At 60.1% G+C, this 24,319-nt stretch carries 23 protein-coding genes and 1 riboswitch; of the genes, 4 read left to right on the top strand and 19 right to left on the bottom strand.

The window, feature by feature from the left end; translation table 11 throughout:
• Window position 1: 1 nt before the first annotated feature.
• From ACR0J5_RS10590 to ACR0J5_RS10580, 3 genes are all read right to left on the bottom strand, one after another.
• Window positions 2–988 (bottom strand): branched-chain amino acid ABC transporter permease, encoded by a 987-nt coding sequence (locus tag ACR0J5_RS10590; RefSeq protein WP_480653094.1) that lies wholly within the window; start codon window positions 986–988, stop codon window positions 2–4.
• A 68-nt stretch (window positions 989–1,056) separates the two neighbouring features.
• Complete coding sequence (locus tag ACR0J5_RS10585; RefSeq protein WP_480653092.1) at window positions 1,057–1,875, bottom strand: ABC transporter ATP-binding protein; 819 nt, start codon at window positions 1,873–1,875, stop codon at window positions 1,057–1,059.
• Between the two features lie 79 nt (window positions 1,876–1,954).
• Complete coding sequence (locus tag ACR0J5_RS10580; RefSeq protein WP_480653090.1) at window positions 1,955–3,925, bottom strand: AMP-binding protein; 1,971 nt, start codon at window positions 3,923–3,925, stop codon at window positions 1,955–1,957.
• A gap of 314 nt (window positions 3,926–4,239) precedes the next feature.
• On the opposite strand from ACR0J5_RS10580, the gene ACR0J5_RS10575 reads away from it, so the two are divergent.
• Window positions 4,240–4,602 (top strand): hypothetical protein, encoded by a 363-nt coding sequence (locus tag ACR0J5_RS10575; RefSeq protein WP_480653088.1) that lies wholly within the window; start codon window positions 4,240–4,242, stop codon window positions 4,600–4,602.
• Window positions 4,603–4,647: 45 nt separating this feature from the next.
• Here the strand turns inward: ACR0J5_RS10575 and mutT are convergent, their stop codons facing one another.
• Genes mutT through ACR0J5_RS10560 form a run of 3 tightly spaced genes read right to left on the bottom strand, consistent with a single transcriptional unit; the run spans window position 4,648 to window position 7,123 of the window.
• Window positions 4,648–5,046, bottom strand: coding sequence for an 8-oxo-dGTP diphosphatase MutT (gene mutT, locus ACR0J5_RS10570; RefSeq protein WP_480653086.1), 399 nt, complete (start codon window positions 5,044–5,046; stop codon window positions 4,648–4,650).
• Window positions 5,043–6,269: a bifunctional glutamate N-acetyltransferase/amino-acid acetyltransferase ArgJ gene (argJ, locus tag ACR0J5_RS10565; RefSeq protein ID WP_480653084.1), complete on the bottom strand. Its 1,227-nt coding sequence runs from the start codon at window positions 6,267–6,269 to the stop codon at window positions 5,043–5,045. The genes mutT and argJ overlap by 4 nt, the downstream gene beginning before the upstream one ends.
• A gap of 5 nt (window positions 6,270–6,274) precedes the next feature.
• Window positions 6,275–7,123, bottom strand: coding sequence for a peptidylprolyl isomerase (locus ACR0J5_RS10560; protein WP_480653083.1), 849 nt, complete (start codon window positions 7,121–7,123; stop codon window positions 6,275–6,277).
• A 176-nt stretch (window positions 7,124–7,299) separates the two neighbouring features.
• Here ACR0J5_RS10560 and secA point away from each other — a divergent pair, with 176 nt between their 5' ends.
• The 3 genes from secA to ACR0J5_RS10545 all read left to right on the top strand — a co-directional run bounded on the left by secA (window position 7,300) and on the right by ACR0J5_RS10545 (window position 12,611).
• On the top strand, window positions 7,300–10,017 hold the full coding sequence (secA, locus tag ACR0J5_RS10555; protein ID WP_480653081.1) for a preprotein translocase subunit SecA: 2,718 nt from the start codon (window positions 7,300–7,302) through the stop codon (window positions 10,015–10,017).
• A gap of 101 nt (window positions 10,018–10,118) precedes the next feature.
• Complete coding sequence (locus tag ACR0J5_RS10550) at window positions 10,119–11,039, top strand: hypothetical protein (RefSeq protein WP_480653080.1); 921 nt, start codon at window positions 10,119–10,121, stop codon at window positions 11,037–11,039.
• A gap of 24 nt (window positions 11,040–11,063) precedes the next feature.
• Complete coding sequence (locus tag ACR0J5_RS10545) at window positions 11,064–12,611, top strand: phosphate ABC transporter substrate-binding/OmpA family protein (protein WP_480653078.1); 1,548 nt, start codon at window positions 11,064–11,066, stop codon at window positions 12,609–12,611.
• 71 nt (window positions 12,612–12,682) lie between these two features.
• Here ACR0J5_RS10545 and radC read toward each other — a convergent pair whose 3' ends face one another.
• The 13 genes from radC to dnaK all read right to left on the bottom strand — a co-directional run bounded on the left by radC (window position 12,683) and on the right by dnaK (window position 24,283).
• Complete coding sequence (gene radC, locus ACR0J5_RS10540) at window positions 12,683–13,438, bottom strand: RadC family protein (protein ID WP_170355664.1); 756 nt, start codon at window positions 13,436–13,438, stop codon at window positions 12,683–12,685.
• Window positions 13,439–13,473: 35 nt separating this feature from the next.
• A complete protein-coding gene (locus ACR0J5_RS10535; protein WP_480653076.1) occupies window positions 13,474–14,208 on the bottom strand; it encodes an ABC transporter permease in 735 nt (244 codons plus the stop codon).
• Window positions 14,205–14,930, bottom strand: coding sequence for an ABC transporter ATP-binding protein (locus tag ACR0J5_RS10530; RefSeq protein ID WP_480653074.1), 726 nt, complete (start codon window positions 14,928–14,930; stop codon window positions 14,205–14,207). The genes ACR0J5_RS10535 and ACR0J5_RS10530 overlap by 4 nt, the downstream gene beginning before the upstream one ends.
• Window positions 14,927–15,601 carry a thiaminase II gene (gene tenA / locus ACR0J5_RS10525; protein ID WP_480653072.1) on the bottom strand — a complete coding sequence of 225 codons (675 nt, stop codon included), beginning with the start codon at window positions 15,599–15,601 and terminating at the stop codon, window positions 14,927–14,929. Before tenA ends, ACR0J5_RS10530 begins: the two co-directional genes overlap by 4 nt.
• Window positions 15,598–16,533: an ABC transporter substrate-binding protein gene (locus ACR0J5_RS10520; RefSeq protein ID WP_480653070.1), complete on the bottom strand. Its 936-nt coding sequence runs from the start codon at window positions 16,531–16,533 to the stop codon at window positions 15,598–15,600. Before ACR0J5_RS10520 ends, tenA begins: the two co-directional genes overlap by 4 nt.
• Window positions 16,534–16,553: 20 nt before the next feature.
• A complete protein-coding gene (locus tag ACR0J5_RS10515; protein ID WP_480653068.1) occupies window positions 16,554–17,516 on the bottom strand; it encodes a ThiF family adenylyltransferase in 963 nt (320 codons plus the stop codon).
• The gene (locus tag ACR0J5_RS10510; protein ID WP_480653066.1) at window positions 17,513–18,109 is read right to left on the bottom strand and encodes a thiamine phosphate synthase; all 597 of its coding nucleotides are present in this window, start codon (window positions 18,107–18,109) and stop codon (window positions 17,513–17,515) included. Before ACR0J5_RS10510 ends, ACR0J5_RS10515 begins: the two co-directional genes overlap by 4 nt.
• Window positions 18,106–18,870, bottom strand: a complete 765-nt coding sequence (locus ACR0J5_RS10505) for a thiazole synthase (protein WP_480653065.1) — start codon at window positions 18,868–18,870, stop codon at window positions 18,106–18,108. Before ACR0J5_RS10505 ends, ACR0J5_RS10510 begins: the two co-directional genes overlap by 4 nt.
• A gap of 2 nt (window positions 18,871–18,872) precedes the next feature.
• Window positions 18,873–19,067 (bottom strand): sulfur carrier protein ThiS, encoded by a 195-nt coding sequence (gene thiS / locus ACR0J5_RS10500; protein WP_480653063.1) that lies wholly within the window; start codon window positions 19,065–19,067, stop codon window positions 18,873–18,875.
• Entirely contained in the window at window positions 19,051–20,028 is a 978-nt protein-coding gene (locus ACR0J5_RS10495) for an FAD-dependent oxidoreductase (protein WP_480653061.1), read from the bottom strand. The genes thiS and ACR0J5_RS10495 overlap by 17 nt, the downstream gene beginning before the upstream one ends.
• Entirely contained in the window at window positions 20,025–20,828 is an 804-nt protein-coding gene (gene thiD / locus ACR0J5_RS10490) for a bifunctional hydroxymethylpyrimidine kinase/phosphomethylpyrimidine kinase (RefSeq protein WP_480653059.1), read from the bottom strand. The genes ACR0J5_RS10495 and thiD overlap by 4 nt, the downstream gene beginning before the upstream one ends.
• Before the next feature lie 44 nt (window positions 20,829–20,872).
• A riboswitch (TPP riboswitch) is annotated at window positions 20,873–20,979 on the bottom strand.
• A 170-nt stretch (window positions 20,980–21,149) separates the two neighbouring features.
• Window positions 21,150–22,301 (bottom strand): molecular chaperone DnaJ, encoded by a 1,152-nt coding sequence (gene dnaJ, locus ACR0J5_RS10485; protein ID WP_480653057.1) that lies wholly within the window; start codon window positions 22,299–22,301, stop codon window positions 21,150–21,152.
• 74 nt (window positions 22,302–22,375) lie between these two features.
• Entirely contained in the window at window positions 22,376–24,283 is a 1,908-nt protein-coding gene (gene dnaK, locus ACR0J5_RS10480; RefSeq protein ID WP_480653055.1) for a molecular chaperone DnaK, read from the bottom strand.
• Between the last annotated feature and the right edge of the window lie 36 nt (window positions 24,284–24,319).

The following is a 24,319-nucleotide window of genomic DNA, read 5'->3' as shown; positions in this document are numbered from 1 at the left end:
GCTAAACCCTCTCGATGATTTTCTCGCCGAACAGCCCCTGAGGCCGGAACACCAGAAAGATCAAGGCCAGCACATAGGCAAACCAATTCTCGGTCGCGCCGCCCACCAGCGGCCCGATGGCAAACTCGAACAGCTTCTCTCCCACGCCAATGATCAGCCCGCCCACGATGGCACCGGGGATCGAGGTGAAGCCGCCCAACATCAGCACCGGCAGTGCCTTGAGCGCGATCAGCGACAGCGAGAACTGAACACCCGATTTCGTGCCCCACATGATCCCCGCGACCAAGGCCACAAACCCGGCCACCGACCAGACCATCACCCAGATGAAGTTCAGTGAGATCCCCACTGACAATGCCGCCTGATGATCATCCGCCACCGCGCGCATCGCACGGCCCTGTTTCGTGTACTGGCTGAACGCGACCAGCGCAGCCACCAGCAGCGCCGCAATCACCGTCGCCACGATGTCCAGATTGTCGATGAAGAAGCCATAACCAAAGATGTTGAATGTGCTTTCATCGATCCACAGGTTGATGCCCTGCGGCAGGCCCACATCCAGCGTCTTGATCTCGGACCCCCACATCAGGTCGGCCACGCCCTCAAGCAGGTAGGCCAGACCAATGGTTGCCATGAACAGGATGATCGGCTCTTGCCCCACCAGATGGCGCATCACGAAACGCTGCACAGCCCATGCCAGCAAGACCATGACCGCCATCGTCAGAACAATCGCCAACAGCGCAGGCACGTTCCAGCCGAAATAGTGGATATGAGTGCCAAAGGTGGCGTTGATCAAATGGGAAAAGGGCACCTGACCATTCATGATCCCCACCAGGGTCATCGCCGCAAACAGGGCCATAACCCCCTGCGCATAATTGAAAATCCCCGAGGCCTTGTAAATCAGCACAAAGCCCAGCGCGACCAGCGCATACAACACCCCGGCCATCAGACCGTTGAGGATCACTTCCATCGCAAATACGAGTTGTTCAGGCATTGCACATCCTCCGCTCGGTCTGGTCGGCACAAGAAAATTCGACGAATTTTCTCAGCGTTGCGCCTGGATCAGTCATGGCTCACCCCCAGATAGGCGTCGATGACGTCCTGATTGCTGCGCACCTCATCCGGTGTGCCGTCGCCAATCTTCTTGCCGTAGTCCATCACGACAACCCGGTCACTCAGGTCCATCACCACGCCCATATCGTGTTCAATCAATGCGATGGTCGTGCCAAACTCATCATTCACATCGAGGATAAAGCGGCTCATGTCCTCTTTCTCTTCGACATTCATGCCCGCCATCGGCTCATCCAGCAGCAGCAGCTTGGGTTCCGCCGCCAGAGCACGAGCCAGTTCAACCCGTTTCTTCAACCCGTAAGGCAGGCGCGACACAGGCGTTTTGCGGATATGTTGAATCTCCAGAAAGTCGATGATCTTTTCCACCGCCTCGCGGTTTTCCACCTCTTCCGCCTCGGCCTTACCCTTCCACCACGCCTGCTGGAATATGTTGGTCTTCATATAGTTCAGCCGACCGGTCATCACGTTGTCCAAAACGCTCATACCCTCGAACAAAGCGATGTTCTGGAAGGTCCGCGCTATCCCCTGCCGCGCCACCTCATACGGGCGCAACGGCGGGCGCTTGGCACCATGGAACCAGACCTCGCCTTCCTGCGGGACGTAAAACCCAGAGATTACATTCAGCATCGAGGACTTACCCGCCCCGTTCGGCCCGATAATGGCGCGGATTTCACCCTCGCGAATGTCGAACGAAATATCCTTGATCGCCACCACACCACCAAAGCGCAGGGTGATGTTCTTCATCTCCATCACCACACCGCCGATCTTACGGCCGTCTTCGGTGACATATCCTTCGGAATTATCCAGCATCAGCCCCTCCCTGAGCTGCACAAAAACGGGATGGCGGGCGGGGCGATGACCGCAAGGTCGAGCGGCGCTCGGCACCCCATCATTCTGCCGCCATCTTCTGTGTGACCGGCACAACCGGTGCGTCCACGATCTGCAGCGTGGCCGAGATCGACCCTTTGCGCCCGTCTTCATAAGTCACTTCGGTCGTGGTCGAGACGCTCTCGGATCCGTCATACAACGCTGCGATAATGTCGCTGAACTTCTCTTCCACAAACCCGCGGCGCACCTTGCGGGTCCGGGTCATCTCACCATCATCCGCATCCAGTTCCTTGTGCAACACGACAAACCGGTGCACCTGGCAGCCTGACAACATCTCATCCGCAGCAACAGACTTGTTCACCTCTTCCACATGGGACCGAATGGTGTCCAATACCTGCGGATGCGCCGTCAGTTCCTGATAAGACCCATAAGCGACATTGTTGCGCTCGGCCCAGTTGCCCACCGCGGTCAGGTCGATATTGATGAAGGCCACACACCGATCCTTGCCATTGCCGAACAGCACGACCTCAAGAATGTCGGGAAAGAATTTCAGCTTGTTCTCGACATATTTGGGTGCGAACATCGACCCGTCCGCCATCTTGCCCACATCCTTGGCGCGGTCGATGATCCGCAGATGGCCGCTGTTTTCCTCGATAAACCCGGCATCGCCCGTGGCCACCCAGCCCTCGGCATCCTTGGTCGAAGCGGTTGAATCCGGGTTGTTGTAATATTCCACGAACACACCGGGTGAGCGATAGTGGATCTCGCCACTCTCGTCGATCTTCAGCTCAACCGCAGGCGCAGGTACACCCACCGTATCCGCACGTACCTCGCCATCGGGCTGCACGGTGATAAACACGGTCGCCTCGGTCTGGCCGTATAGCTGTTTCAGGTTGATGCCCAACGAGCGGTAGAAATCAAAAATCTCGGGCCCGATGGCCTCACCCGCCGTATAGCCAACACGGAAGCGGCCATAGCCCAGCGTATCCTTGAGCGGCCCATAGACCAGCATATTGCCCAGCGCGTATTTCATCCGGTCCATGGCGCCGACCGGTTTTCCGTCCAGCAGCAGACCGCCCACCTTCTTGGCGTGATCCATGAAGTGGCGGAACATGCGCTTCTTCAGCTTGCCCGCATCTTCCATCCGGATCATCACATTGGTCAGCTGGGTCTCGAACACGCGCGGCGGAGCGAAGAAATAGGTCGGCCCGATCTCGCGCAGGTCCGTCATCATCGTGTCGGCGCTTTCGGGGCAGTTCACGCAGAACCCGCACCAATAAGCCTGACCGATGGAAAAGATGAAATCGCCCACCCAGGCCATCGGCAGATAGGACAGGATGTCCTCATTCCGGGTCAGATGGTCGAACTCGGCCGAGTTCTTGGCGCTTTCGATCACGTTGCGGTTCGACAGCACCACACCCTTGGGCTTTCCGGTCGTGCCCGAGGTATAGAGCATCACGCAGGTATCGTCATAAGTGAGCGCCGCGATGCGCTTATCCAACTCGGCATCGAACCGCGCGTGACCCGCGCTGCCCTCGGCCATGATGTCGTCCAGCGCGTTCATCTGGCTGTGGTCATATTTCCGCATCCCGCGTTTGTCGGTATAGAGGATGTGTTTGACCTGATGCAGGTTCTCCTGAATCTCGATGACCTTATCGACCTGCTCCTGATCACCGCAGACGACGTATTTCGCGCCGCAGTGTTCCAGAACATAGGCCATCTCTTCGGCAACCGAGTCCTGATAGAGCGGCACCGGAACTGCGCCCACCATCTGCGCGGCCACCATCGACCAGTAATGCGCCGGACGGTTGCGGCCTATGACGGCGATGTGGTCGCCCTTTTCAACGCCGATCTCCAGAAACCCCAGCGCCAGCTTGCGCACCTCGGCGGCGGTTTGCGCCCAGGTCCAGCCTTGCCAGATCCCGAATTCCTTTTCCCGATAAGCCGGAGCGTCCCCGAACTGCGTCGCATTGCGGTGTAGCAGCGCCGGAAGGGAGTCCAACCCTTCAGCGCCCGATTGCGTCTGAGCCAATCTTTCTCTCCTCCCCACCCGACCCCTCCCCGGGCCGGAAATGGCGGGTTCGGGTCAGGCCCGAACGCCAATGCCCCGATTAAGAGACAGAGGCACGATCAGCGTCAAGTTTTGCCTGATGTTTTCTCAATTCTTACGAATTGTAACAGGGGTAAGGGCGGCTGTTTTGGAAGAGAAAGAGACACAGCATCCGAATACCAAATACCCAAAAAGAGCTTGTTCTAGTTGGTAGAAAACTACCAAGCACTTGTTAAATAGACAAAAACAACGCAACGTGGCGCCATTATCATTTTATAGAAAGTTCTAAGCTACTAATGTTGAAGAAAGCACTTCTACTTGGTCTCTTCTTTTTTGCATTGGTGATTTGCGCAGGTTACTTACTGCTGTTTCCTCCACTTCCAATCCCACCAGAAATCGGAAGAAACTTGCCCAACAGCTTTTCAGAAGCAAAGCAAGAGTTTGAACGGCGTGTAAAAGCCGAATTTCAACTACCTATCTCTGAAGACGAGCTCACCTCACGGTTGGAGGCCCAGGGATTTGCAGTCAATACAGACAATAACTTTGCCGTTTTTGAGAAACCCCGGTTTCTTTGCACATTCGTTTGGCGTGTTCATTGGGAGACTCAGGGCGCAAGCGTTTCAAGCCTCAGCACTGTTTACGGCGGTATTTGCGTGTGACGCAACCAATGCGGGGACTGCTCAAACCCTTGATCTAAAGTCCACTTACAACCAATCCCTTAAAATCGGGATCAGCGGGACGTCCGCCGCCGGCATCGGATAGTTCCGCAGGTCATTCGCGCGGACCCATTTCAGCGCCTGTCCTTCTTTGGACTGCGGAATGCCCTCCCATTTTCGGCAGGCAAAGAGCGGCATCAACAGGTGGAAGTCTTCATAGCTGTGGCTGGCAAAGGTCAGCGGTGCAAGGCAGGAGGCCCAGGTGTTGATGCCCAGTTCCTCTTCCAGCTCGCGGATCAGGGCGACCTCGGGGGTTTCGCCGGGTTCGACCTTGCCGCCCGGGAACTCCCACAGACCGGCCATGGACTTGCCCTCCGGGCGCTGCGCCAGCAACACCCGGCCTTCGACATCGATCAGGGCGACGGCCGACACCAGAACGGTCTTCATGAACGATAATCCGCGTTGATCTCGATATAGCCGTGGGTCAGGTCGCAGGTCCAAACGGTGGATGCGCCATCGCCCAGCCCCAGATCGACTGCGATCACAAGGTTCTGACCTTTCATGTATGCGGCAGCTTCTTCTTCGCGGTAATCGGGGCTGACCCAGCCTTTTTCGGCCACCAGAATATCGCCGAAAGAAATGCTCAGCAGGTCGCGATCCGCAGCCGCCCCTGATTTGCCGATGGCCATAACCACGCGGCCCCAGTTAGGGTCTTCGCCCGCAATCGCGGTTTTCACCAAGGGCGAGTTGGCAATCGCCAGACCATGCACCTTGGCGTCGGCATCCGTGGCGGCACCCGTCACACGAATTTCTACGAACTTCGTGGCGCCTTCACCGTCGCGCACAACTTGCTGCGCAAGGTCCAGCATCACCGTTTCCAGCGCCTGAGCAAAACCCGCGTTTCCGGTGGCATCCACGCCCGAGGCACCCGTAGCACACAAAAGCAAGCTGTCCGAGGTCGAGGTATCGCTGTCCACCGTGATGCAGTTGAACGTGCGATCCGTCTGCGCGCCCAGCATCGCCTGCAGCGCCGATTGCTCGACCTGCGCGTCGGTGAAGATGTAAACCAGCATCGTCGCCATATCCGGCGCGATCATGCCGGAACCCTTGGCAATCCCCGCAATAGAGACTGTTTTGCCATCAATCTCGACCTGCGCACTGGCCCCTTTCGGGAAGGTGTCGGTGGTCATGATCGCCCGCGCCGCGTCTTCGATGGCGTGACGGCTGAGGCCAGCCTTGAGCGTCTCAAGCTGCGAAACGATCCGGTCATGGGGCAGCGGCTCACCGATCACGCCGGTTGAGGCGGTAAAGACCCGCCCGACCGGAACGCCGGTGGCTTTGGACACGGCCTGTGTCACCTCGGCGACCGAGGTCTGCCCGTAATGCCCGGTGAACGCGTTGGCATTGCCGGAATTGACCAGAACGGCCGCCGGGCCATCGCTGGCCCCGCCGATCTTGTCCTGACAATCCAGCACGGGCGCGGCGCGGGTGGCCGAGCGGGTGAACACACCCGCCACAGATGTGCCCGGATCCAGCACCGCCAGCATCACATCCGTGCGACCCTGATAGCGCACGCCTGCCTCAACCGTGGCAAACCGCACACCATCTATGGCAGGCAAGTCGGGAAAGCCCGCCGGGGCCAGCGGAGAGACCTTGGTAATCGTGGCCACGGGGTTTACTCCTGAATCAGCTCGATCTGACGCAGTGCCTCGGGGCCTACGCCTTCGGGGGTCGGGCGTTCGATCTCGGCCGCTTGGGTCAGTTCATCGATGCGGGCCTGAATGACGTCCTGCTGCAGGGTCTGCGTCAGCTGGGCGCGCACCTGCTCCAGCGCGGGGGCCTCGGATTTGCGCTTGTCGTTCAGGGTGACAACGTGCCAGCCGAACTGGGTTTTGACCGGGTCCGAGACCTGACCTTTTTCCAGGCTCAGCACGGCGGCCTCAAATTCAGGCACCATCTGGCCAGTGCCGAACCAGCCCAGCTCACCCCCATTGGGGCCCGAGGGGCCGGTCGAATGCTCTTTGGCCAGCGTGGCAAAATCGGCGCCATCATCCAGCTGGGCCTTGAGGTCTTTGGCCTGATCTTCGGTTTCCACAAGGATATGGCTGGCGTTGAACTCATCCACACCTTCGAAATCCGCGTATTCTGCGTTATAGGCGTCCTGAATCACCTCATCCGTCAGTTCGGATTCGATCAGGGTGTTGACGGTCTGCACCGCGCGCAGCGACCGGGTTTCATTTTCAATGGCCAGCGTGTTGAGCGTGTTCAATGCGTCCTGCTGCTGACCCAGAAGCTGCTGCTGAATCAACTGGTCCAGGATCAGCTCGTACAACACGTCATCCTCGATCTGCTGATATTGCTCCGGCAGCGCCGCAGCGGTGGCGATGACGTGACCCAGCGTGATCTCTTCACCGTTCACACGGGCGACAACAGCACTTGGATCGGGCTGGGTTTCGGCGGCCAGCGGCAGGGCCATCACGGCAGCAAACGCCAGCGATGGCAGAAAAGTGAGGCCTTTGGGCATGGAATCATCCTATTTGTTTGCCGCGACAGGGCGCAGCGTTGACACTCTGGAACCTGCCGCTTACATCGCTTTGAAGCCTTGGACAGGGCCGCCTTTCTCCCCCCGTATCTATGGGTTGCGCGCAAGGTGGGCAAGCCTGTCGCAACCAAGACAAGAACAGATCCGCTGGAGTGAACATGCTGGGACTCGGAACGCTCGCCAAAAAGGTGTTCGGAACACCGAACGACCGCAAGATCAAGGCGACCCGCCCCCTGATCGACAAGATCAACGCGATGGAGCCCGAGTTCGAAAAGCTCACTGACGAAGGTCTGATCGAAAAGACCGAAGAATTGCGCAAACGCGCGCTGGACGGCGAAAGCCTGGACGACCTGCTGCCCGAGGCCTTTGCCAACGTCCGCGAAGGTGCCAAACGCGCGCTGGGTTTGCGCGCCTTTGACGTGCAGCTGATGGGCGGCGCCTTCCTGCATCAGGGTAACATCTCGGAAATGAAAACGGGTGAGGGCAAGACGCTGGTCGCCACCTTCCCCGCCTATCTGAACGCCTTGACCGGCAAGGGCGTGCACGTCGTCACGGTGAACGAATACCTGGCCAAGCGCGACTCGGAATGGATGGGTAAGGTGTTTGCCGCCCTCGGCATGACCACCGGCGTGATCTGGTCGGGCCAGCCCGATGCCGAAAAGAAGGCTGCCTATGGCTGCGACGTCACCTATGCCACCAACAATGAGCTTGGGTTCGACTATCTGCGCGACAACATGAAGGCCGATCTGGATCAGATTTACCAGAAATATCATAACTTTGCGATTGTGGACGAGGTTGACTCGATCCTGATCGACGAGGCGCGGACGCCGCTGATCATCTCGGGCCCGTCTCAGGACCGCTCGGACCTGTACACCGCGATTGATGCGCTGATCCCGACGCTGGCGGATGATCATTTCACGCTGGATGAAAAGTCGCGCAACGTGACCTTTACCGATGAAGGCAACGAGTTTCTGGAACAGCAGCTGATCGCAGCCGGGCTGATCCCCGAGGGGCATTCGCTCTATGATCCCGAAAGCACCACGGTGGTGCATCACGTCAATCAGGGCCTGCGCGCGCATAAGCTGTTCACGCGCGACAAGGATTACATCGTCCGCGACGGCAACGTCATTCTGATCGATGAATTCACCGGCCGGATGATGCCGGGCCGCCGCATGTCCGAAGGTCTGCATCAGGCCATCGAGGCCAAGGAAGGCGTGCAAATTCAGCCCGAGAACGTGACGCTGGCCAGCGTGACCTTCCAGAACTATTTCCGCCTCTATGACAAGTTGGGCGGCATGACCGGCACCGCGCTGACCGAGGCCGAGGAATTTGCCGAAATCTACGGTCTGGGCGTGGTTGAGGTTCCGACCAACAAGCCAATCGCGCGTCTGGACGAAGACGATCAGGTCTATCGCACCGCAGGCGAGAAATACGGTGCGATGATCGAACAGACGAAAGAGGCGCAGGAAAAAGGTCAGCCGGTTCTGCTGGGCACCACCTCGATCGAGAAATCCGAACTGCTGAGCCATTTGCTGCAGAAAGAGGGTATCGAACACAATGTTTTGAACGCCCGCCAGCATGAGCAAGAGGCGCAGATCGTCGCCGATGCGGGCCGTCTGGGTGCGGTGACCATCGCCACCAACATGGCCGGTCGCGGCACCGACATTCAGCTGGGCGGCAATGTCGAGATGAAAGTCCTCAAGGCGCTGGCCGAAAACCCCGAGGCCGACCCCGCCGAGCTGCGCGCCGCGGAAGAAGCGAACCACGCCGAAGAGAAAGAAAAGGTGCTGGCCGCCGGTGGCCTATATGTGATGGCCTCTGAACGCCACGAAAGCCGCCGCATCGACAACCAGCTGCGCGGCCGCTCGGGCCGTCAGGGCGACCCGGGGCGGACGGTGTTCTACCTCAGCCTCGAAGACGATCTGATGCGTATCTTCGGCTCGGAACGGTTGGACAAGGTCCTGACTACGCTGGGCATGAAAGAGGGCGAGGCGATCGTCCACCCCTGGGTGAACAAATCGCTGGAACGCGCGCAATCCAAGGTCGAAGGCCGCAACTTTGACATGCGCAAGAACGTCCTGAAATTTGACGACGTGATGAACGATCAGCGGAAAGTGGTGTTCAGCCAACGGCGTGAGATCATGTCTGCCGATGATCTGTCCGAGATCGTGTCGGACATGCGCGAACAGGTGATCGACGATCTGATCGACGAATACATGCCGCCCAAATCCTATGCCGATCAGTGGGACACGGATGGCCTGCACGAGGCGATCAAGGACAAGCTGACCATCGACGCGCCAGTTCAGGACTGGGCCGCCGAAGAAGGCGTGGATGACGAACAGGTGCGTGAGCGTCTGGTCAACGCCGCAGATGAGATGATGGCGCAAAAGGCCGCTGCCTTTGGCCCCGAAAACATGCGCAACATCGAAAAGCAGGTTCTGCTGAACACCATCGACAGCAAATGGCGCGAGCACCTGCTGACGCTGGAGCATCTGCGCTCGGTCGTCGGGTTCCGCGGATACGCCCAGCGCGATCCGCTGAACGAATACAAGAACGAAAGCTTCCAGCTGTTCGAAAGCATGCTGGATTCTCTGCGCGAAACCGTGACTCAGCAATTGTCACGCGTGCGTCCGCTGACCGAAGAAGAGCAGCGCGAGATGCTGGCCCAGATGCAGGCGCAGCAAGAGCAGGCGCAAAAGTCGGTGGAACAGGCCACTGACCGCGCCGAGGCTGTGGCCGAGGCCGAAGCTTCGGGTGACCCGCTGCCCGGCTTTGACGAGAACGATCCCGACACATGGGGCAACCCGTCCCGCAATGACCGCTGCCCTTGCGGATCGGGCAAAAAATTCAAGCATTGCCACGGTCGCCTGACCTAACGTCAGGCACAAATCAGACACATTGAGTCCCCGCCACGGCCACATATTGGCCGTGTTTCATGATCAATATGCGACTCGCTCCTTCAACTGGGGAGGGTGTCTTGTTTGTCATAAAGAACTACGTGACCACCGGCGGCACTGTCGTTTGCGCGCTGGCTATTGGTTACCTGATGCAGAATGGAATCCCTGCGTGGTCGGACAAAACGCAGGGCACTGAGGTTGCGACCACGGACCCGAACGCAGTCGTTCCCGGGCTTGAGGATATTGTTCTGACCTCAGCGACCCCCGCCCCGGACAGTGACGCAAACGGTACGGCGGTTCAGCGCAGGTTAACACCCAATCGGTCCGCCCCCTCTGACCACACCGATTGCAAGCTGAGCGCGCGTGCCCATGCCGCCCCGGGTGGCAGCGCCCGTCTGATCGTCAAAGCCCCCTGCCATGGCCATCAACGCATCGATGTGCATCACAGCGGCCTGACGGTCACGCAACAGGCAGACGCAAACGGTACGCTCGACCTGACGATACCAGCCCTGTCGGAATACGCGATCTTTCTGATTTCACCCGAGGATCAGAAAGGCACCGTCGCCACCACTCACATCCCCGACATCAGCCAGTATTCCCGCGTAGCCCTGCAATGGCAGGGTGAGACCGATCTGCAGATCCATGCCCTGGAATTCGGCGCCAGCTATGGCGAGGCGGGTCATGTCTCAGCCGGGTCCGACGACGGCGCGGGCAACGTGGTGCGCCTGTCGAACAGCACGTTAAGCGATGCCCGCAACCTTGAGATATACTCTTTCCCGATTGCGCAGTCTCACCAATCAGGCCAGATACAACTGACGGTCGAAGCGCAGGTGACCCAGGCCAATTGCGGCCGTGACCTCAGCGTTCAATCCCTGCACCTGGGCACTGATCGCAGCCTGCAATCACGCGACCTGACCATCAGCTTTCCGGATTGCGCGCAAACAGGTGAGTTTCTGGTGTTGAATAATCTGCTTCAAAACCTGACAATCGCGGCCAAATAAAACCGCAGGCAGGCTTGACCCTCTATGACATTTTTCCGTGTGGCCGCCGCTGCACTGTTGACGGCAGTATCCACAACACCCCTGCAGGCGCAGGATATCACCCTGACTTCGCATGATGGCAAGGTTGAGGTGACAGGTACCCTGTTGGGCTTTGATGGTGAATTCTACCGCGTCGATACGCAATTCGGTGAGCTGACGGTCGACGGCTCCGGCGTGACCTGCGACGGTCCGGCCTGCCCCAGCCTGACGGATTTCGTGGCCGAACTGCGCCTGTCCGGCGCCTCCGCAATGGCCGAAACTGTCATGCCTGCGTTGCTAAAGGCGTTTGCCCGGCATGAGGGGCTGACAGTTGAACACGACAGCACCGGTTCGGTCTACGAGCTGCATCAAAACGGTCGCGCCAGCCCCCTTGGACGGTTTTTCTTTGATATTGGCACCACCAGCGGTGGCTTTGCCGATCTGATCGCAGATAAAGCCGATATCGTCATGGCCATGCGTGAGGTCCGGTCGACGGAAAATGACGCCGCCCTCGCAGCTGGTCTGGGCGATCTGAACCACCCCCGCCGGTCTCGGGTGGTGGCGCTGGATGCCCTCGTGCCTGTTGTGGCCCCGGACAATCCTTTGCCACACATATCGCTGGCCGATCTGGTCCTTGTGCTGTCGGGCGAGATCGACAATTGGTCTGCCCTCGGGGGGCCGGACGCCCCGATTGCGCTGCATCTTCCGGATGCTGAAACCGGGCTGGCGCAAGATATCGAGGATCGCTTGCTGAGACCCGCAAATGCCACATTGACAGCCCAGGTCACCCGGCACGTGCGCAGCAGCGATCTGGTACGCAAGGTGGCCGATGACCCTTTTGCCATTGGCTTTGCCAGTCAGGCCGAGGCGGGCGCGGCCCGCGCCCTGCCATTGGCGGGGGGTTGCGGCCATGCTCTGATCGCCAACAGGCAATCGATCAAGACCGAGGATTACCCCCTGACCTCGCCCATGTTCCTGTACCTGCCCGACCGCCGGCTGCCCCGGATCGCCCGCCAGTTCCTGGCCTATACCCAAAGCCCCGGGGCGCAATTGGCCATCCGTGACGCAGGCTTTGTCGATCAGGCCCCCGAAACCCTGCCCATCGACCAGCAGGGCAACCGGTTTGCAAATGCCGTCGCCTCTGGCGGGTCCGAGGTGGGGTTGGACGAATTGCAACGCATGGTCACCACCCTACGCCCCCTGTCGCGCCTGTCTCTGTCCTTCCGGTTCGAGGCCGGGTCCTCCCGCCCCGATGCGCAATCCCGCTCCAACATCCTGCACTTGGCGCAACAACTTGAGGCCGGAACCCTGGACGCCCGCAAACTGCTTTTCGTAGGGTTCAGCGATGGTGACGGGGCCGCCGCCTCAAACGCGCGGATTTCCCTGCTGCGCGCCAAGACCGTGCGCAACGCCGTTCTGGCCGCCGTGGAAACCGCCATCCCCGAGAGTATCGCACTGGATGTCGACGGCTTTGGCGAGGCAATGCCCATGGCCTGTGACGACACCGAATGGGGCCGCAAAATCAACCGCCGGGTCGAGGTCTGGGTGCAATAACCCCATCTTCTTCTCGTTCAAAATACGGTCGGGGTGAATTGGCCTGCAAGGCCAAGAGGGGGCAACGCCCCCTATAAATACCCTTCAGACCGAAAGCTCAGCTCATTTGATTTGCCGATGATCAGATGGTCATGCAGTGTCAGCCCCAGCGCCAGACAGGCATCCTGTATCCGGTTGGTCATGTCGATATCCGATTGTGACGGAGTCGGATCGCCCGAGGGGTGGTTATGTACCAAAATCAGGGCCGAGGCATTCAGCTCCAACGCCCGTTTCGCCACCTCTCGCGGGTAAACCGGCACGTGATCAACGGTGCCCTTGGCCTGTTCTTCATCTGCGATCAATACGTTCTTGCGGTCCAGATAGAACACCCGGAACTGCTCGGTCTCGCGATGGGCCATGGTAGTGTGACAGTAATCCAGCAACGCATCCCAGCCCGAGATCACATGCCGCTGCATCACCCGTGCGCGGGCCATGCGATGGGCGCAGGCTTCAAGGATTTTCAGATCGGTGATCACCGTATCGCCCACGCCCTTGATCTGACGCAGCCGTTCCTCGGGCGCGGTCAACACCCGGTTGAAATCCCCGAACGTGTCCATCAGCGCCCGCGCCAACGGTTTCACATCCTGCCGGGGGATCGATCGGAACAGGACCAGCTCCAACAGCTCATAATCCGGCATCGCGGCAGACCCGCCGGACATGAACCTTTCGCGCAACCGCTTGCGGTGGTCTTTGATATAGGAGGGCAATCGACCAGACGGCAGCGGCTGCGCGGGCGCTTCATCCGTTTCAAACAGCATGGGGGCTTCGGCAAAGGCGTCTTTGGTCATGGCCTCACCCTGACGCAGAATCGGTTTCCGAATGGTTAACGCCCCTCACCCGCCATGCGCACCGTGGCGCGGCGAATGGTCAGATGCAGCAGGATGGAAAATACCCCCAAGGTCAGCATCGCGGCAAACATCAGATCGGTCTTGGCGCGCCCATTGGCCAACAACATCAGATAGCCAAGTCCTTTGGACGATCCGACCCATTCACCAATCACCGCCCCGATCGGCGCATAAACCGCCGCCAGCCGCATCCCGGATGCCAGCGAGGGCAGCGCCGCCGGAATGCGGATATGCCACAGCACAGCGCGCGGGCTGGCCTGCATGGTGCGGGCAAGGTCCAGATAACCCGGCGGCGTGCGCATCAAACCGTCAAAGAAGGACGAGGTGATCGGGAAATAGATGATCAGAACCGCCATCGCGACCTTGGACCACAACCCATAGCCCAGCCACAGCGTCAACAGCGGCGCCAGCGCAAAGACCGGCAGCGCCTGAGTAAAGACCAGCATGGGCTGCACCAACACCCGCGCGGCCCGCGAATTGGCCAGCTGTAACGCGGTGATCACGCCCAGCACCGTGCCGACGGCCAGACCGATCACCACCTCGACCGCCGTGATCCATGTGTGTTCGGCAATCAACCAGCGGTTCTGCCACCATGTTTCGGCCACCAAAGCCGGGCCGGGCAGTATGAACCTGGGCAAGCCCGTCAGGCTGACAATCGCCTGCCAGAGCGCGACGGCAAAGACGGTCGCTGCAAGGCCCGAAAGAAGTTTCATGCCGCCTCTCTCAGCAAACGCAGCAACGCGCCCTGCGTTTCCAGCGTTTCCAGATCATCCACATGGCGCGGGGCCGGGGCTGAGGGTGGATTGCACGCAGTCAAGCCTTGCGCGGTCATCACCACGATGGATTGGCCCAACCGCGCGGCCTCGGCCGGGTCATGGGTCACCAGCAAGACGGTGCGTCCCGCCAGCGCCTCGGCCGCAAGGTCCTGCATGTCAGCGCGTGTTCTGGCATCAAGGGCCGAGAACGGCTCATCCAGCAAAACAATCGGGCGATCCTCCATTAACGTGCGCGCCAAGGCAACGCGCTGGCGTTGGCCGCCTGAAAGCTCGCCGGGTTTCTTGCCCATATGGTCCTGCAACCGCATCCGTTCGATCAGACGGTCCCTGCAGACCAGATCGGGTCTTTCGCCCCGCAGACGTGCGCCCAGAGACACATTCTGCGCCACCGTCGCCCAAGGCAGCAGCAGGTCATCCTGCGCCATGTAAGCGACCCGGTTTGGGACTGGCTGCGCATCACTGGCGACGATCTGCCCGTTGAAGTCTGCGCCCGTCTCCAGCCCGGCAATCAGGCGCAGAACGGTGGTTTTCCCCACACCTGACCCGCCCAGCAGGCACGTCCACTGCCCCGTCGCAAGGGTCAGGGTCAACGGCGCGAACAAAGGTGCGCCGTTGATTGTGGCTGAACCGCTGATGGTCAGGTCAGGCGCTTGCGTCACGGGGTCAGGCCCATCTGCCAGAAATTGACCTCAAGCTCGGTTGCTGTGCGGAAGGTCCGGCATAGACGGTCCCAACGCGTAGAGGCTTCAAATTCAACCCCAATTCGCCGTGTTAGAGCCGAATCTAATAGATCTCCAACCGCCTGACATGCGCCCTGGTAGTCATCACTGGCATAGGTGTTGATCCAGTCGCGATAGGTCTCTGATGTGGCCTCAGAGGCGAGCCGTGCGCCGATCTCACCATAGCCCATGACGCAGGGTGCCAGGGCCGCCAGAAGGTCCAGCAAATCTCCACTATACCCGGCCTCAAGCACGAACCGCGTATAGGCCAGATTTTCGGCCCGTTCTGGGGTTGCGAACAACTCCTCCTGCGAAATCCCGGCCGCTTCGCAAATGCCGATATGCAGCTGCATTTCCTCGGCGACCAATGCGTTCACCATGCCCACAGCCGTCAGCATTTCCGCATGCGTTTCCGATTTCACCACCGCCAGCGCCCAGGCCCGCGAGAAATGGATCAGGAACACGTAATCCTGCCGCAGATAATGCAGGAACGCGGCGCGCGGGAGGGTTCCATCCCCCAACCCTTGGACAAAGGCGTGGCGGGTATAATCCCGCCACGGCCCCTGCGCCGCGTCGCGCATCAGCGCGAAAGCTTTGCCATATCCGCTCATTGCGCGGTCACATCAATGGCGATGTCGCTGACCGGGTTCAGGCTGTCGATCATGCCACTGTCTTTCAGGAATGCCTCGAACCGAGCATAGCGACCGGCATCAAACCCCGCCGGGCGCAGGGCGAAACGGGGCAGCGTGTCGACCCAGGCGCGGGCGTTCAGTTCATCCTGCAACTCGGGAGAGGTGCTGGCAAAAACCTCCCAGCTTTCCTGCGGGTTGTTCACGATGAACTGAGTCGCCTTTTCGGTCGCGGCCAGAAAACGCGCCACTTTGTCGGCGTCCATCGTGTCCGGGTTCGCCACATAGATCAGCTCATCATAGGGCGGCACGCCTTCTTCCTCGATATAGAAGCAGCGGCCCGCGACACCTTCGATATCCATCTGGTTCAGTTCAAAGTTCCGGAAGGCCCCGATCACCGCGTCCACCTGACCGCTCATCAAAGAAGGCGAGAGCGAAAAGTTGACGTTGATCAATTCAATATCATCCAACGCGACGCCATGCGTGTTCAACATGGCCGACAGCACTGCCTCTTCGACACCAGCGACCGAGAAGCCGATCTTTTTGTCCTTAAGGTCGGCCAGTGTTTTGATCGGCCCGTCCTCAAGCACCAGCAGGCAGCTCAGAGGCGTGGCAACCAGCGTGCCAACGCGTTTCAGGGGCAGGCCTTCGTGGATTTTCAGGTGCAGCTGGGGCTGATAGGACACCGCCAAATCCGCCTGACCGGCGGCCACAAGGCGCGGCGGGGCCGACGGATCGGCAGGCGGGATGATTTCAACCTCAAGCCCCTCATCCGCGAAATACCCGTTTTCCTGCGCCACGATGATGGGGCCGTGATCGGGGTTGACGAACCAGTCCAGCAGAACGGTCATCTTATCCTCGGCCCAGGCAGGCGCGGCGGCCAGCAGGGCGATGGCTGTCATCAGTTTCTTCATATCTCGCGGGTCCTTTTCGTTCACGAGGTTGAGGCCGCGACGAGGACAATCTCGCCCGGCCAATCCGGTTGCAATTCTTCTGCCGCGCGCCAGGCCCGCAGGCCAGTGGCGCAGCAAAGTGCTAGCCTTTTATCCTTATTAGGCTCTGTTTTGATGTTTGCAGTAGTCGTGCGCCGCGCGTTGGGATGGATCGGTTCAGGCGCTTCCTCTGCGCTGCGGAGTTCGACGATCACATCGTCCGCGCGCAATTGGTTAGCAGACAGGAATGAGAAATGCCGTGCAGGCTCCGGGGCGCCATCAAAACGAAACGTGGTGCTGCGAAAGGTCCGCGCGTCAAACTGCACCATCTGACCCAAGGGCGAGGGTTGCAGGCCAAGGATCAAGTTCAGCACCATCTGCGCCTGCATCGCACCCATGATCCCGACAACCGGGCCAAGCACACCGGCCGTTGCGCAACTGGCACCGCTGTCCGGCGCGTCGGGGAACACAGCCCGCAATGACGGAGCCCCACCGCAGAACCCGCCCACATAGCCGGTCAGCCCCAGCACCGAGGCGCTAATCAAAGGTTTGCCAAGGGCAAGGCAGGTGTCAGACAGAGTATAGCTTGCCGCATAGCTGTCGGCGCAATCCAGAACTAGATCGACTTGCTGAACAAATTCAGTGACATTCGCACTAGTTAGAGCCTGTTCTTCGGCAACAATATCGCACTCATCGTTCAACGCGCGGCAACGTTCAGCCGCGACCACGGCCTTTGGGCGGCCACAGTCAGACGGCGTGAACAACGTCTGCCGGTGCAGGTTTGACAGGGCGATCTCATCCCGGTCCATGATCGTCAGATGCCCGATCCCAGCCCCGGCCAGCAACGGCAGGACCGGGGCGGCCAATCCGCCCGCGCCCACCACCAGTACACGTGCGGCGGACAGGCGACCCTGCCCGTCTGCACCCAGTTCGGGCAGGATCGTCTGGCGGGCATAACGGCTCATCGCGTGACCTCAATCCATTCGCGCACACGGGATTCGGGGTCCGCGTTCAGCGTGATGTCAGTCACGACCGAGACGATATCCGCGCCCGCCTGCAACACACCCGGCGCGCGCTCAACGCTCATGCCGCCGATCCCGACCAAGGGGATGTCGCCCACGCGCGCCTTCCATTCGGTGACGCGGGGCAGGCCCTGCTGCTCCCACTTCATCTTTTTCAGAATGGTCGGATAGACCGGACCCAGCGCCACATAGTCGGGGTCCATGGCCAGTACCCGTTCCAGTTCGTCGTCATCATGGGTTGAGACGCCCAGTTTCAGCCCGGCCTTGCGGATCGCGTTCAGATCGGCCTCATCCAAATCTTCTTGCCCCAGATGAATCCAGTCGCATCCGGCCTCAATGGCGGCCTGCCAGTAGTCATTGACCACCAGAACTGCACCATGCTGGCGGCACAGATCACGCGACAAAGCAATCTGTTCGCGCACCACCGCGTCAGGCTGATCCTTGATCCGCAACTGCACCAGCTTGACCCCAAGGGGCAGCATCCGCCGCAACCAGTCGGAATGATCGAAGATCGGGTAGAACCGATCCAATCTCATGACAAAAACGCCTTTCCGATCACGGGGGTCGAGGGCTCGGCCATATCGCGCGCCTCAATCGGGTCGGCCTGATGCGCCAGTTGCCCGGCAAGGGTCGCCTGCATCATGGCCCGCGCCATGGCCACAGGATCACCCGCCCGCGCGACAGCCGTGTTCAGCAGAACGGCGTCATAGCCCAGCTCCATCGCGTGCGCGGCATGGCTGGGCAGACCAATGCCCGCGTCAATCACCAACGGCACATCAGGAAATTCTGCCCGCATGGCGCGCAAAGCGTATTCGTTGTTCAACCCCCGCCCCGAGCCAATCGGCGCGCCCCAGGGCATCAGCACCTCACACCCAGCCGCCAGCAGACGTTCGCCCACGATCAGATCGTCGGTGGTGTAGGGAAAAACCTCAAACCCGTCCTCGGTCAGAATGCGTGCGGCCTCGACCAGTTGGAACACATCCGGTTGCAGACTGTCCGTGTGGCCGATCAACTCCAGCTTGATCCACTTTGTGTCGAACACTTCTCGCGCCATATGGGCGGTGGTCACGGCCTCTTTGACCGTATGGCACCCGGCGGTGTTCGGCAGAACCAACACGCCCAGATCGCGGATCATCTGCCAGAATGTCTGCCCCGCCCCGGATTCGCGGCGCAGTGAGACGGTGGCCACACCCGCGCCGCTATCGCGAAACGCCTGTTCCAGAATGGCAGGGCTGGGATATTGCGCCGTGCCCAGCATCAGCGGGTTAGGCAATTCGGTGCCGTAAAACTGTTTCATCCTCAGCCCCCCTGCATCGGCGCAAGGATTTCGACCCGGTCGCCATCTGCCAATCTGTGGGCAATACGCAGGCTCGACGGTACGAATTCTTCGTTCACCGCCGTTGCGACCCGCCCCGAGACTCCGCGTTCCACCAGCAGTTCCGCTAATGTTAGAGCCTGAATTTCCTGGGGTTCACCATTAAGCACGATCTTCATCGACCATCTCCGAATGTTTGTTGTCCAGCGCCAGATCCGCCACACCCTGCGCCAGCGCCGGGGCCAGCAGATACCCGTGGCGGTACAGGCCATTGGCATAGATCGTGCGCCCCAGCCGCCGAATACGCGGCAGGTTGTCGGGAAAGGTCGGGCGCAGATCGACGCCGATCTCCAGCACCTCGGCCTCTCCGAATGCGGGGTTGAGCGCATAGGCCGCGCTGAGCAATTCCAGCATCGACCGCGCAGTGATGCGGCTGCTGTCCTCACTTTCGATCATCGTGGCGCCCAGCATGTAGATGCCCTCGCCTCGTGGCACGATGTACAGCGGCATCCTGGGGTGGAGCAGACGTACAGGCCGGGTCAGAGAGACATCGGGGCAGCGGATCACAAGCATCTCACCCTTCACGCCGCGCAGATCGTGCAGCACCTCGCGCGCGTGCAGCCCACGACAATCAATCGCGTTTTCCAGCCGCGCCGGGGCGAGCTTGCGATGAAATTCGACACCGTGGTTCAGCAGGTGAGCGTACAGGTCCCGCAACGCCTGACGCGGGTCGAGATGCGCCTCATCTGCGAAATACAGCGCCTTGGTGAAGCCATGCAAATCAGGCTCTAACTGGGCTATTTCGTGGGATTCAACCTCGCCAAACCCCTCGGTCCGGCGCCCAAAACGGCGCAGGTCGGGTAAGTCACGCGGGTTGGCCACAACCAGTGTTCCGCGCCGCTGAACCGAAGTGTGCCTTGCCCACCACTCCAACGCGGTCTGCCCTAGACGCAAAACAGGCTCCTCGGCGCTTTCGAACTCACACCACGGGGCCAGCATGCCCCCGGCCCACCACGAGCACCCATGCGGACCCGGCGGGCCAGCAGGATCAAAGACCTGTACCTTCGCGCCCCGAGACACCAGCTCGGTCGCGACGGCCAGACCTGCGACGCCCGCGCCTAAGACCGACCAGACCGTCACGCAGGCCAAACCTGATGAAAGTGATGAACCGGCCCGTGACCATTGCCAATCTTCAACTCATCCGCCCGGGCGATCGCCCCCTGCAGATAGCGATGCGCCTGACCAACGGCGTCAACCAACCCAAGCCCCTGCGCCAGTCCTGCCGCAATAGACGAGGACAACGTGCAGCCCGTGCCGTGGGTGTTTCGCGTTGCGCGCCGGGGGGCCGTGAATTCAGCGACCAGCCCTGTGGGCTCGATCAACAGGTCATAGCAAATCTCGCCACGCCCATGGCCGCCTTTCATCAACACCGAACCCGCCCCCAAGGCGCACAGGGCCAGGCCCTGATCAATCATCTGTTCGGGTGTTTCCGCGACACGGCAGTCCAACAGGCAGGCGGCCTCGGGGAGATTGGGGGTCAACACGGCGGCCCGAGGCAGCAGGACATCCCGCAATGTCTGAACCGCTTCCTGCGCCAGTAAGGCGTCGCCCGACTTGGCGATCATCACCGGGTCCAACACGACAGGCCCTTCAAACCCGGCAATCGCATCCGCAACCGTTTGGATAATTTCAGGCGTTGCCAGCATACCGATCTTGATCGCGTTCACGTTCAGATCGGTCAGAACCGCATCGATCTGGGCCGTGACCACATCAAGCGGTATCCCATGCACCGCCGTCACAGCCTGCGTGTTTTGCGCGGTTACGGCGGTGATCACGCTGGCACCATAGACACCCAGGGCAGACATCGCCTTGAGGTCCGCCTGTATCCCGGCCCCGCCGCCACTGTCCGAGCCCGCAATAGTCAGGGCAATATGCGCCATATCGTTGCTCCATCATCAATGGGCAACGCAGCATGGAAAACGTCTGTTCGCGCTAGACCGTTCCCTACGCCGGTATTGCCCGGATCAGGTTCGATGGGTTAGCGCATTCACGCCTCTCAGCCCTTTGATCAAGGCACCCCAACGGTTGGGCGGACCATCTCAGGCGCAGTGAAAATATTCAAGGGGATTTTGCGAGGCTCTGCCTCGCGCTCCGGGATATTTTCAGCCAGATGAAGTGCGGATCCCCTGTTTCATCTGGCTATAAATATCCCGGGGGAGTCGCCCGCAGGGCGGCGGGGGCAGAGCCCCCTACCCGGCGTCTCAGCCCTTCATACCGTCCCAAAAGGATTTGACGGATGAGAAAAAGCTTTTGGATTCCGGGTGGTTATCTTCGCCCAGATCATCAAACTCTTTCAACAGTTCTTTCTGACGGCTGGTCAGGTTCACCGGCGTTTCGACGGCCAGTTCGATGAACATGTCGCCAATGCCACCGCCGCGCAGCGCAGGCATACCTTTGCCGCGCAGGCGCATCTGGCGACCTGACTGGCTGCCGGCCGGGATTTGCACGCGGCCGCGACCGCCGTCGATGGTCGGAACCTCGATCGAACCGCCCAATGCTGCTTTGGCCATGCTGACCGGCACGCGGCAGTAAAGGTTCACGCTGTCGCGTTCGAACAGTTTGTGATCCGAGACTTCCACAAAGATATAGAGATCACCCGGAGGGCCACCGCGCATTCCGGCCTCACCCTCACCCGCCAAGCGAATGCGGGTTCCGGTTTCGACACCGGCGGGAATGTTTACGGACAGGGCGCGTTCTTTTTCCACGCGGCCCGCACCGTTGCAGGATTTACAGGGGTTCTTGATGATCTGACCCAGGCCGGAACAGGTCGGGCAGGTGCGCTCAACCGTAAAGAATCCCTGCTGCGCGCGGACCTTGCCCATACCGGAACAAGTCGGACAAGTAACAGGCTCAACGCCGCCTTCGGCACCCGTGCCATCACAGGCCGAACAGGCCACGGCGGCAGGTACGCTGATGGTTTTCTGCAGGCCCGAGAACGCCTCTTCCAGCGTCACACGCAGGTTATAGCGCAGGTCCGAGCCACGCGCGGCGCGACGTCCGCCACCGGCACCGCCGCGTTGACCACCCATGAAATCGCCGAACAGATCGTCAAACACGTCCGAAAAGGCGCTTGAGAAATCACCCTGGCCAAATCCAGCGCCGGGACGGCCACCGCCGCCCATGCCATTTTCGAACGCAGCATGGCCAAAGCGGTCATAGGCCGCCTTTTTGTCCGCATCGCGCAGCACATCATAGGCCTCATTGGCCTCTTTGAACTGCGCCTCGGCATCCGGGTTGTCCTTGTTGCGGTCAGGATGCAACTCTTTGGCTTTCTTGCGAAAACCCTTTTTGATCTCGTCCGCTGATGCGCCCTTGGATACGCCGAGCACATCATAGTAGTCGCGTTTTGACATCAGTGTTTCCTTCTGCCTCAACGTAATCGGGCCGGCCCGGCGAGCGGACCGGCCCAAATTGGCCCGGTTACCCGTTAGTTACGTTTGTCGTCGTCCAGATCTTCGAATTCGGCGTCGACAATGTCATCATCGCCCGGCGCGGCATCTGCTGCGGCCGGTTCGTCATCCGCCTCTTCGGACTGCGACTTGTAGATCGCCTCGCCCAGCTTCATCGCGGCCTCAGTCACGTTCTGGATGCCCGACTTGATCTTGTCGGCATTCTCGGTTTCCAGCTCATCCTTCAGCGCGGCAATGGCCAGCTCGATCGCTTCGATGGTGGTCGGATCGACCTTGTCGGCATGCTCTTCCATCGACTTCTCGGTCGAGTGGATGAGGCTTTCGGCCTGGTTCTTGGCATCCACCAGCTCGCGGCGTTCCTTGTCTGCCTCGGCGTTTTCCTCGGCGTCCTTGACCATCTTGTCGATATCTTCGTCCGACAGACCGCCCGATGCCTGGATGGTGATCTTCTGCTCTTTGCCGGTGCCTTTGTCCTTGGCCGAAACCGAGACAATGCCGTTGGCGTCGATGTCAAAAGTCACCTCGATCTGAGGCATGCCGCGCGGTGCGGGCGGGATGTCTTCGAGGTTGAACTGACCCAGGATCTTGTTGTCCGCGGCCATTTCACGCTCACCCTGGAACACCCGGATGGTCACGGCGTTCTGGTTATCCTCGGCGGTCGAGAAGACCTGAGACTTTTTGGTCGGGATGGTGGTGTTGCGGTCGATCAGGCGGGTGAACACGCCACCCAGCGTTTCGATCCCCAGCGACAGCGGGGTCACGTCCAGCAGAACAACGTCTTTGACGTCGCCTTGCAGAACGCCGGCCTGAATGGCGGCGCCCATGGCAACCACTTCGTCCGGGTTCACGCCTTTGTGGGGCTCTTTACCGAAGAATTTGGTGACCTCTTCGATCACTTTCGGCATCCGGGTCATACCACCAACCAGAACAACCTCGTCCACGTCGCTGGCCGACAGACCCGCGTCTTTCAGAGCAGCCGCACAGGGCTTCATCGACTTCTTGATCAGGTCCGAGACCAGCGATTCCAGCTTGGCACGGGTCAGTTTCATGACCATGTGCAGCGGCTGACCGTTCGAGCCCATCGAGATGAACGGCTGGTTGATTTCGGTCTGCGAGGTCGAGGACAGCTCGATCTTGGCTTTTTCAGCAGCTTCTTTCAGACGCTGCAGGGCCATCTTGTCCGCAGACAGATCGACACCGTGTTCTTTTTTGAACTCATCCGCCAGATAGTTGACGATGCGCATGTCAAAGTCTTCACCACCCAGGAAGGTGTCGCCGTTGGTCGATTTGACCTCGAACAAACCGTCGTCGATTTCCAGAATGGTCACGTCGAAAGTACCGCCACCAAGGTCATAAACCGCGATGGTTTGGGTTTCTTCTTTGTCCAGACCATAGGCCAGAGCCGCCGCTGTCGGTTCGTTGATGATCCGCAGCACTTCGAGACCGGCGATTTTACCGGCGTCTTTGGTGGCCTGACGCTGTGCGTCGTTGAAATAGGCCGGAACCGTGATGACGGCCTGCGTGACTTCCTCACCCAGATAGCTCTCGGCGGTTTCCTTCATCTTGCCCAGAGTGAAGGCCGAGATCTGGCTTGGGGAGTACTTGTCGCCACGGGCCTGAACCCATGCGTCGCCATTGCCGCCATCGACGATGGCATACGGCACCATTTTCTTGTCTTTTTCGACTTCGGCATCATCCACACGACGACCGATCAGGCGCTTGACGCCGAAAATCGTGTTGTCGGGGTTGGTGACCGCCTGACGCTTTGCAGGCTGACCGACCAGACGCTCATCTTCGGTGAAGGCGACGATCGAGGGCGTGGTCCGCGCCCCTTCGGCATTTTCGATGACCTTCGGCTGCGAGCCGTCCATGATGGCCACGCACGAGTTGGTGGTCCCGAGATCAATCCCGATTACTTTTCCCATATGTTCAATCCCTTTCTCTTCAAGGCGATGTCCGAG

It is taken from the genome of Ruegeria sp. BE1, assembly GCF_056538885.1.
This window is presented reverse-complemented; position numbering and strand designations above follow the sequence as displayed.

Excerpts from the sequence above, each read along its gene's own strand:
- thiD (WP_480653059.1), bottom strand. The coding sequence starts at position 20,828 with ATGGCGCATATTGCCCTGACTATTGCGGGCTCGGACAGTGGCGGCGGG.
- dnaK (WP_480653055.1), bottom strand. The coding sequence starts at position 24,283 with ATGGGAAAAGTAATCGGGATTGATCTCGGGACCACCAACTCGTGCGTG.
- ACR0J5_RS10560 (WP_480653083.1), bottom strand. The coding sequence starts at position 7,123 with ATGCCCAAAGGCCTCACTTTTCTGCCATCGCTGGCGTTTGCTGCCGTG.
- ACR0J5_RS10545 (WP_480653078.1), top strand. The coding sequence starts at position 11,064 with ATGACATTTTTCCGTGTGGCCGCCGCTGCACTGTTGACGGCAGTATCC.
- thiS (WP_480653063.1), bottom strand. The coding sequence starts at position 19,067 with ATGAAGATCGTGCTTAATGGTGAACCCCAGGAAATTCAGGCTCTAACA.
- ACR0J5_RS10510 (WP_480653066.1), bottom strand. The coding sequence starts at position 18,109 with ATGAGATTGGATCGGTTCTACCCGATCTTCGATCATTCCGACTGGTTG.
- ACR0J5_RS10505 (WP_480653065.1), bottom strand. The coding sequence starts at position 18,870 with ATGAAACAGTTTTACGGCACCGAATTGCCTAACCCGCTGATGCTGGGC.
- ACR0J5_RS10520 (WP_480653070.1), bottom strand. The coding sequence starts at position 16,533 with ATGAAGAAACTGATGACAGCCATCGCCCTGCTGGCCGCCGCGCCTGCC.
- dnaJ (WP_480653057.1), bottom strand. The coding sequence starts at position 22,301 with ATGTCAAAACGCGACTACTATGATGTGCTCGGCGTATCCAAGGGCGCA.
- ACR0J5_RS10585 (WP_480653092.1), bottom strand. The coding sequence starts at position 1,875 with ATGCTGGATAATTCCGAAGGATATGTCACCGAAGACGGCCGTAAGATC.
- mutT (WP_480653086.1), bottom strand. The coding sequence starts at position 5,046 with ATGAAGACCGTTCTGGTGTCGGCCGTCGCCCTGATCGATGTCGAAGGC.
- ACR0J5_RS10535 (WP_480653076.1), bottom strand. The coding sequence starts at position 14,208 with ATGAAACTTCTTTCGGGCCTTGCAGCGACCGTCTTTGCCGTCGCGCTC.
- ACR0J5_RS10575 (WP_480653088.1), top strand. The coding sequence starts at position 4,240 with ATGTTGAAGAAAGCACTTCTACTTGGTCTCTTCTTTTTTGCATTGGTG.
- radC (WP_170355664.1), bottom strand. The coding sequence starts at position 13,438 with ATGACCAAAGACGCCTTTGCCGAAGCCCCCATGCTGTTTGAAACGGAT.
- tenA (WP_480653072.1), bottom strand. The coding sequence starts at position 15,601 with ATGAGCGGATATGGCAAAGCTTTCGCGCTGATGCGCGACGCGGCGCAG.
- ACR0J5_RS10590 (WP_480653094.1), bottom strand. The coding sequence starts at position 988 with ATGCCTGAACAACTCGTATTTGCGATGGAAGTGATCCTCAACGGTCTG.
- secA (WP_480653081.1), top strand. The coding sequence starts at position 7,300 with ATGCTGGGACTCGGAACGCTCGCCAAAAAGGTGTTCGGAACACCGAAC.
- ACR0J5_RS10515 (WP_480653068.1), bottom strand. The coding sequence starts at position 17,516 with ATGAGCCGTTATGCCCGCCAGACGATCCTGCCCGAACTGGGTGCAGAC.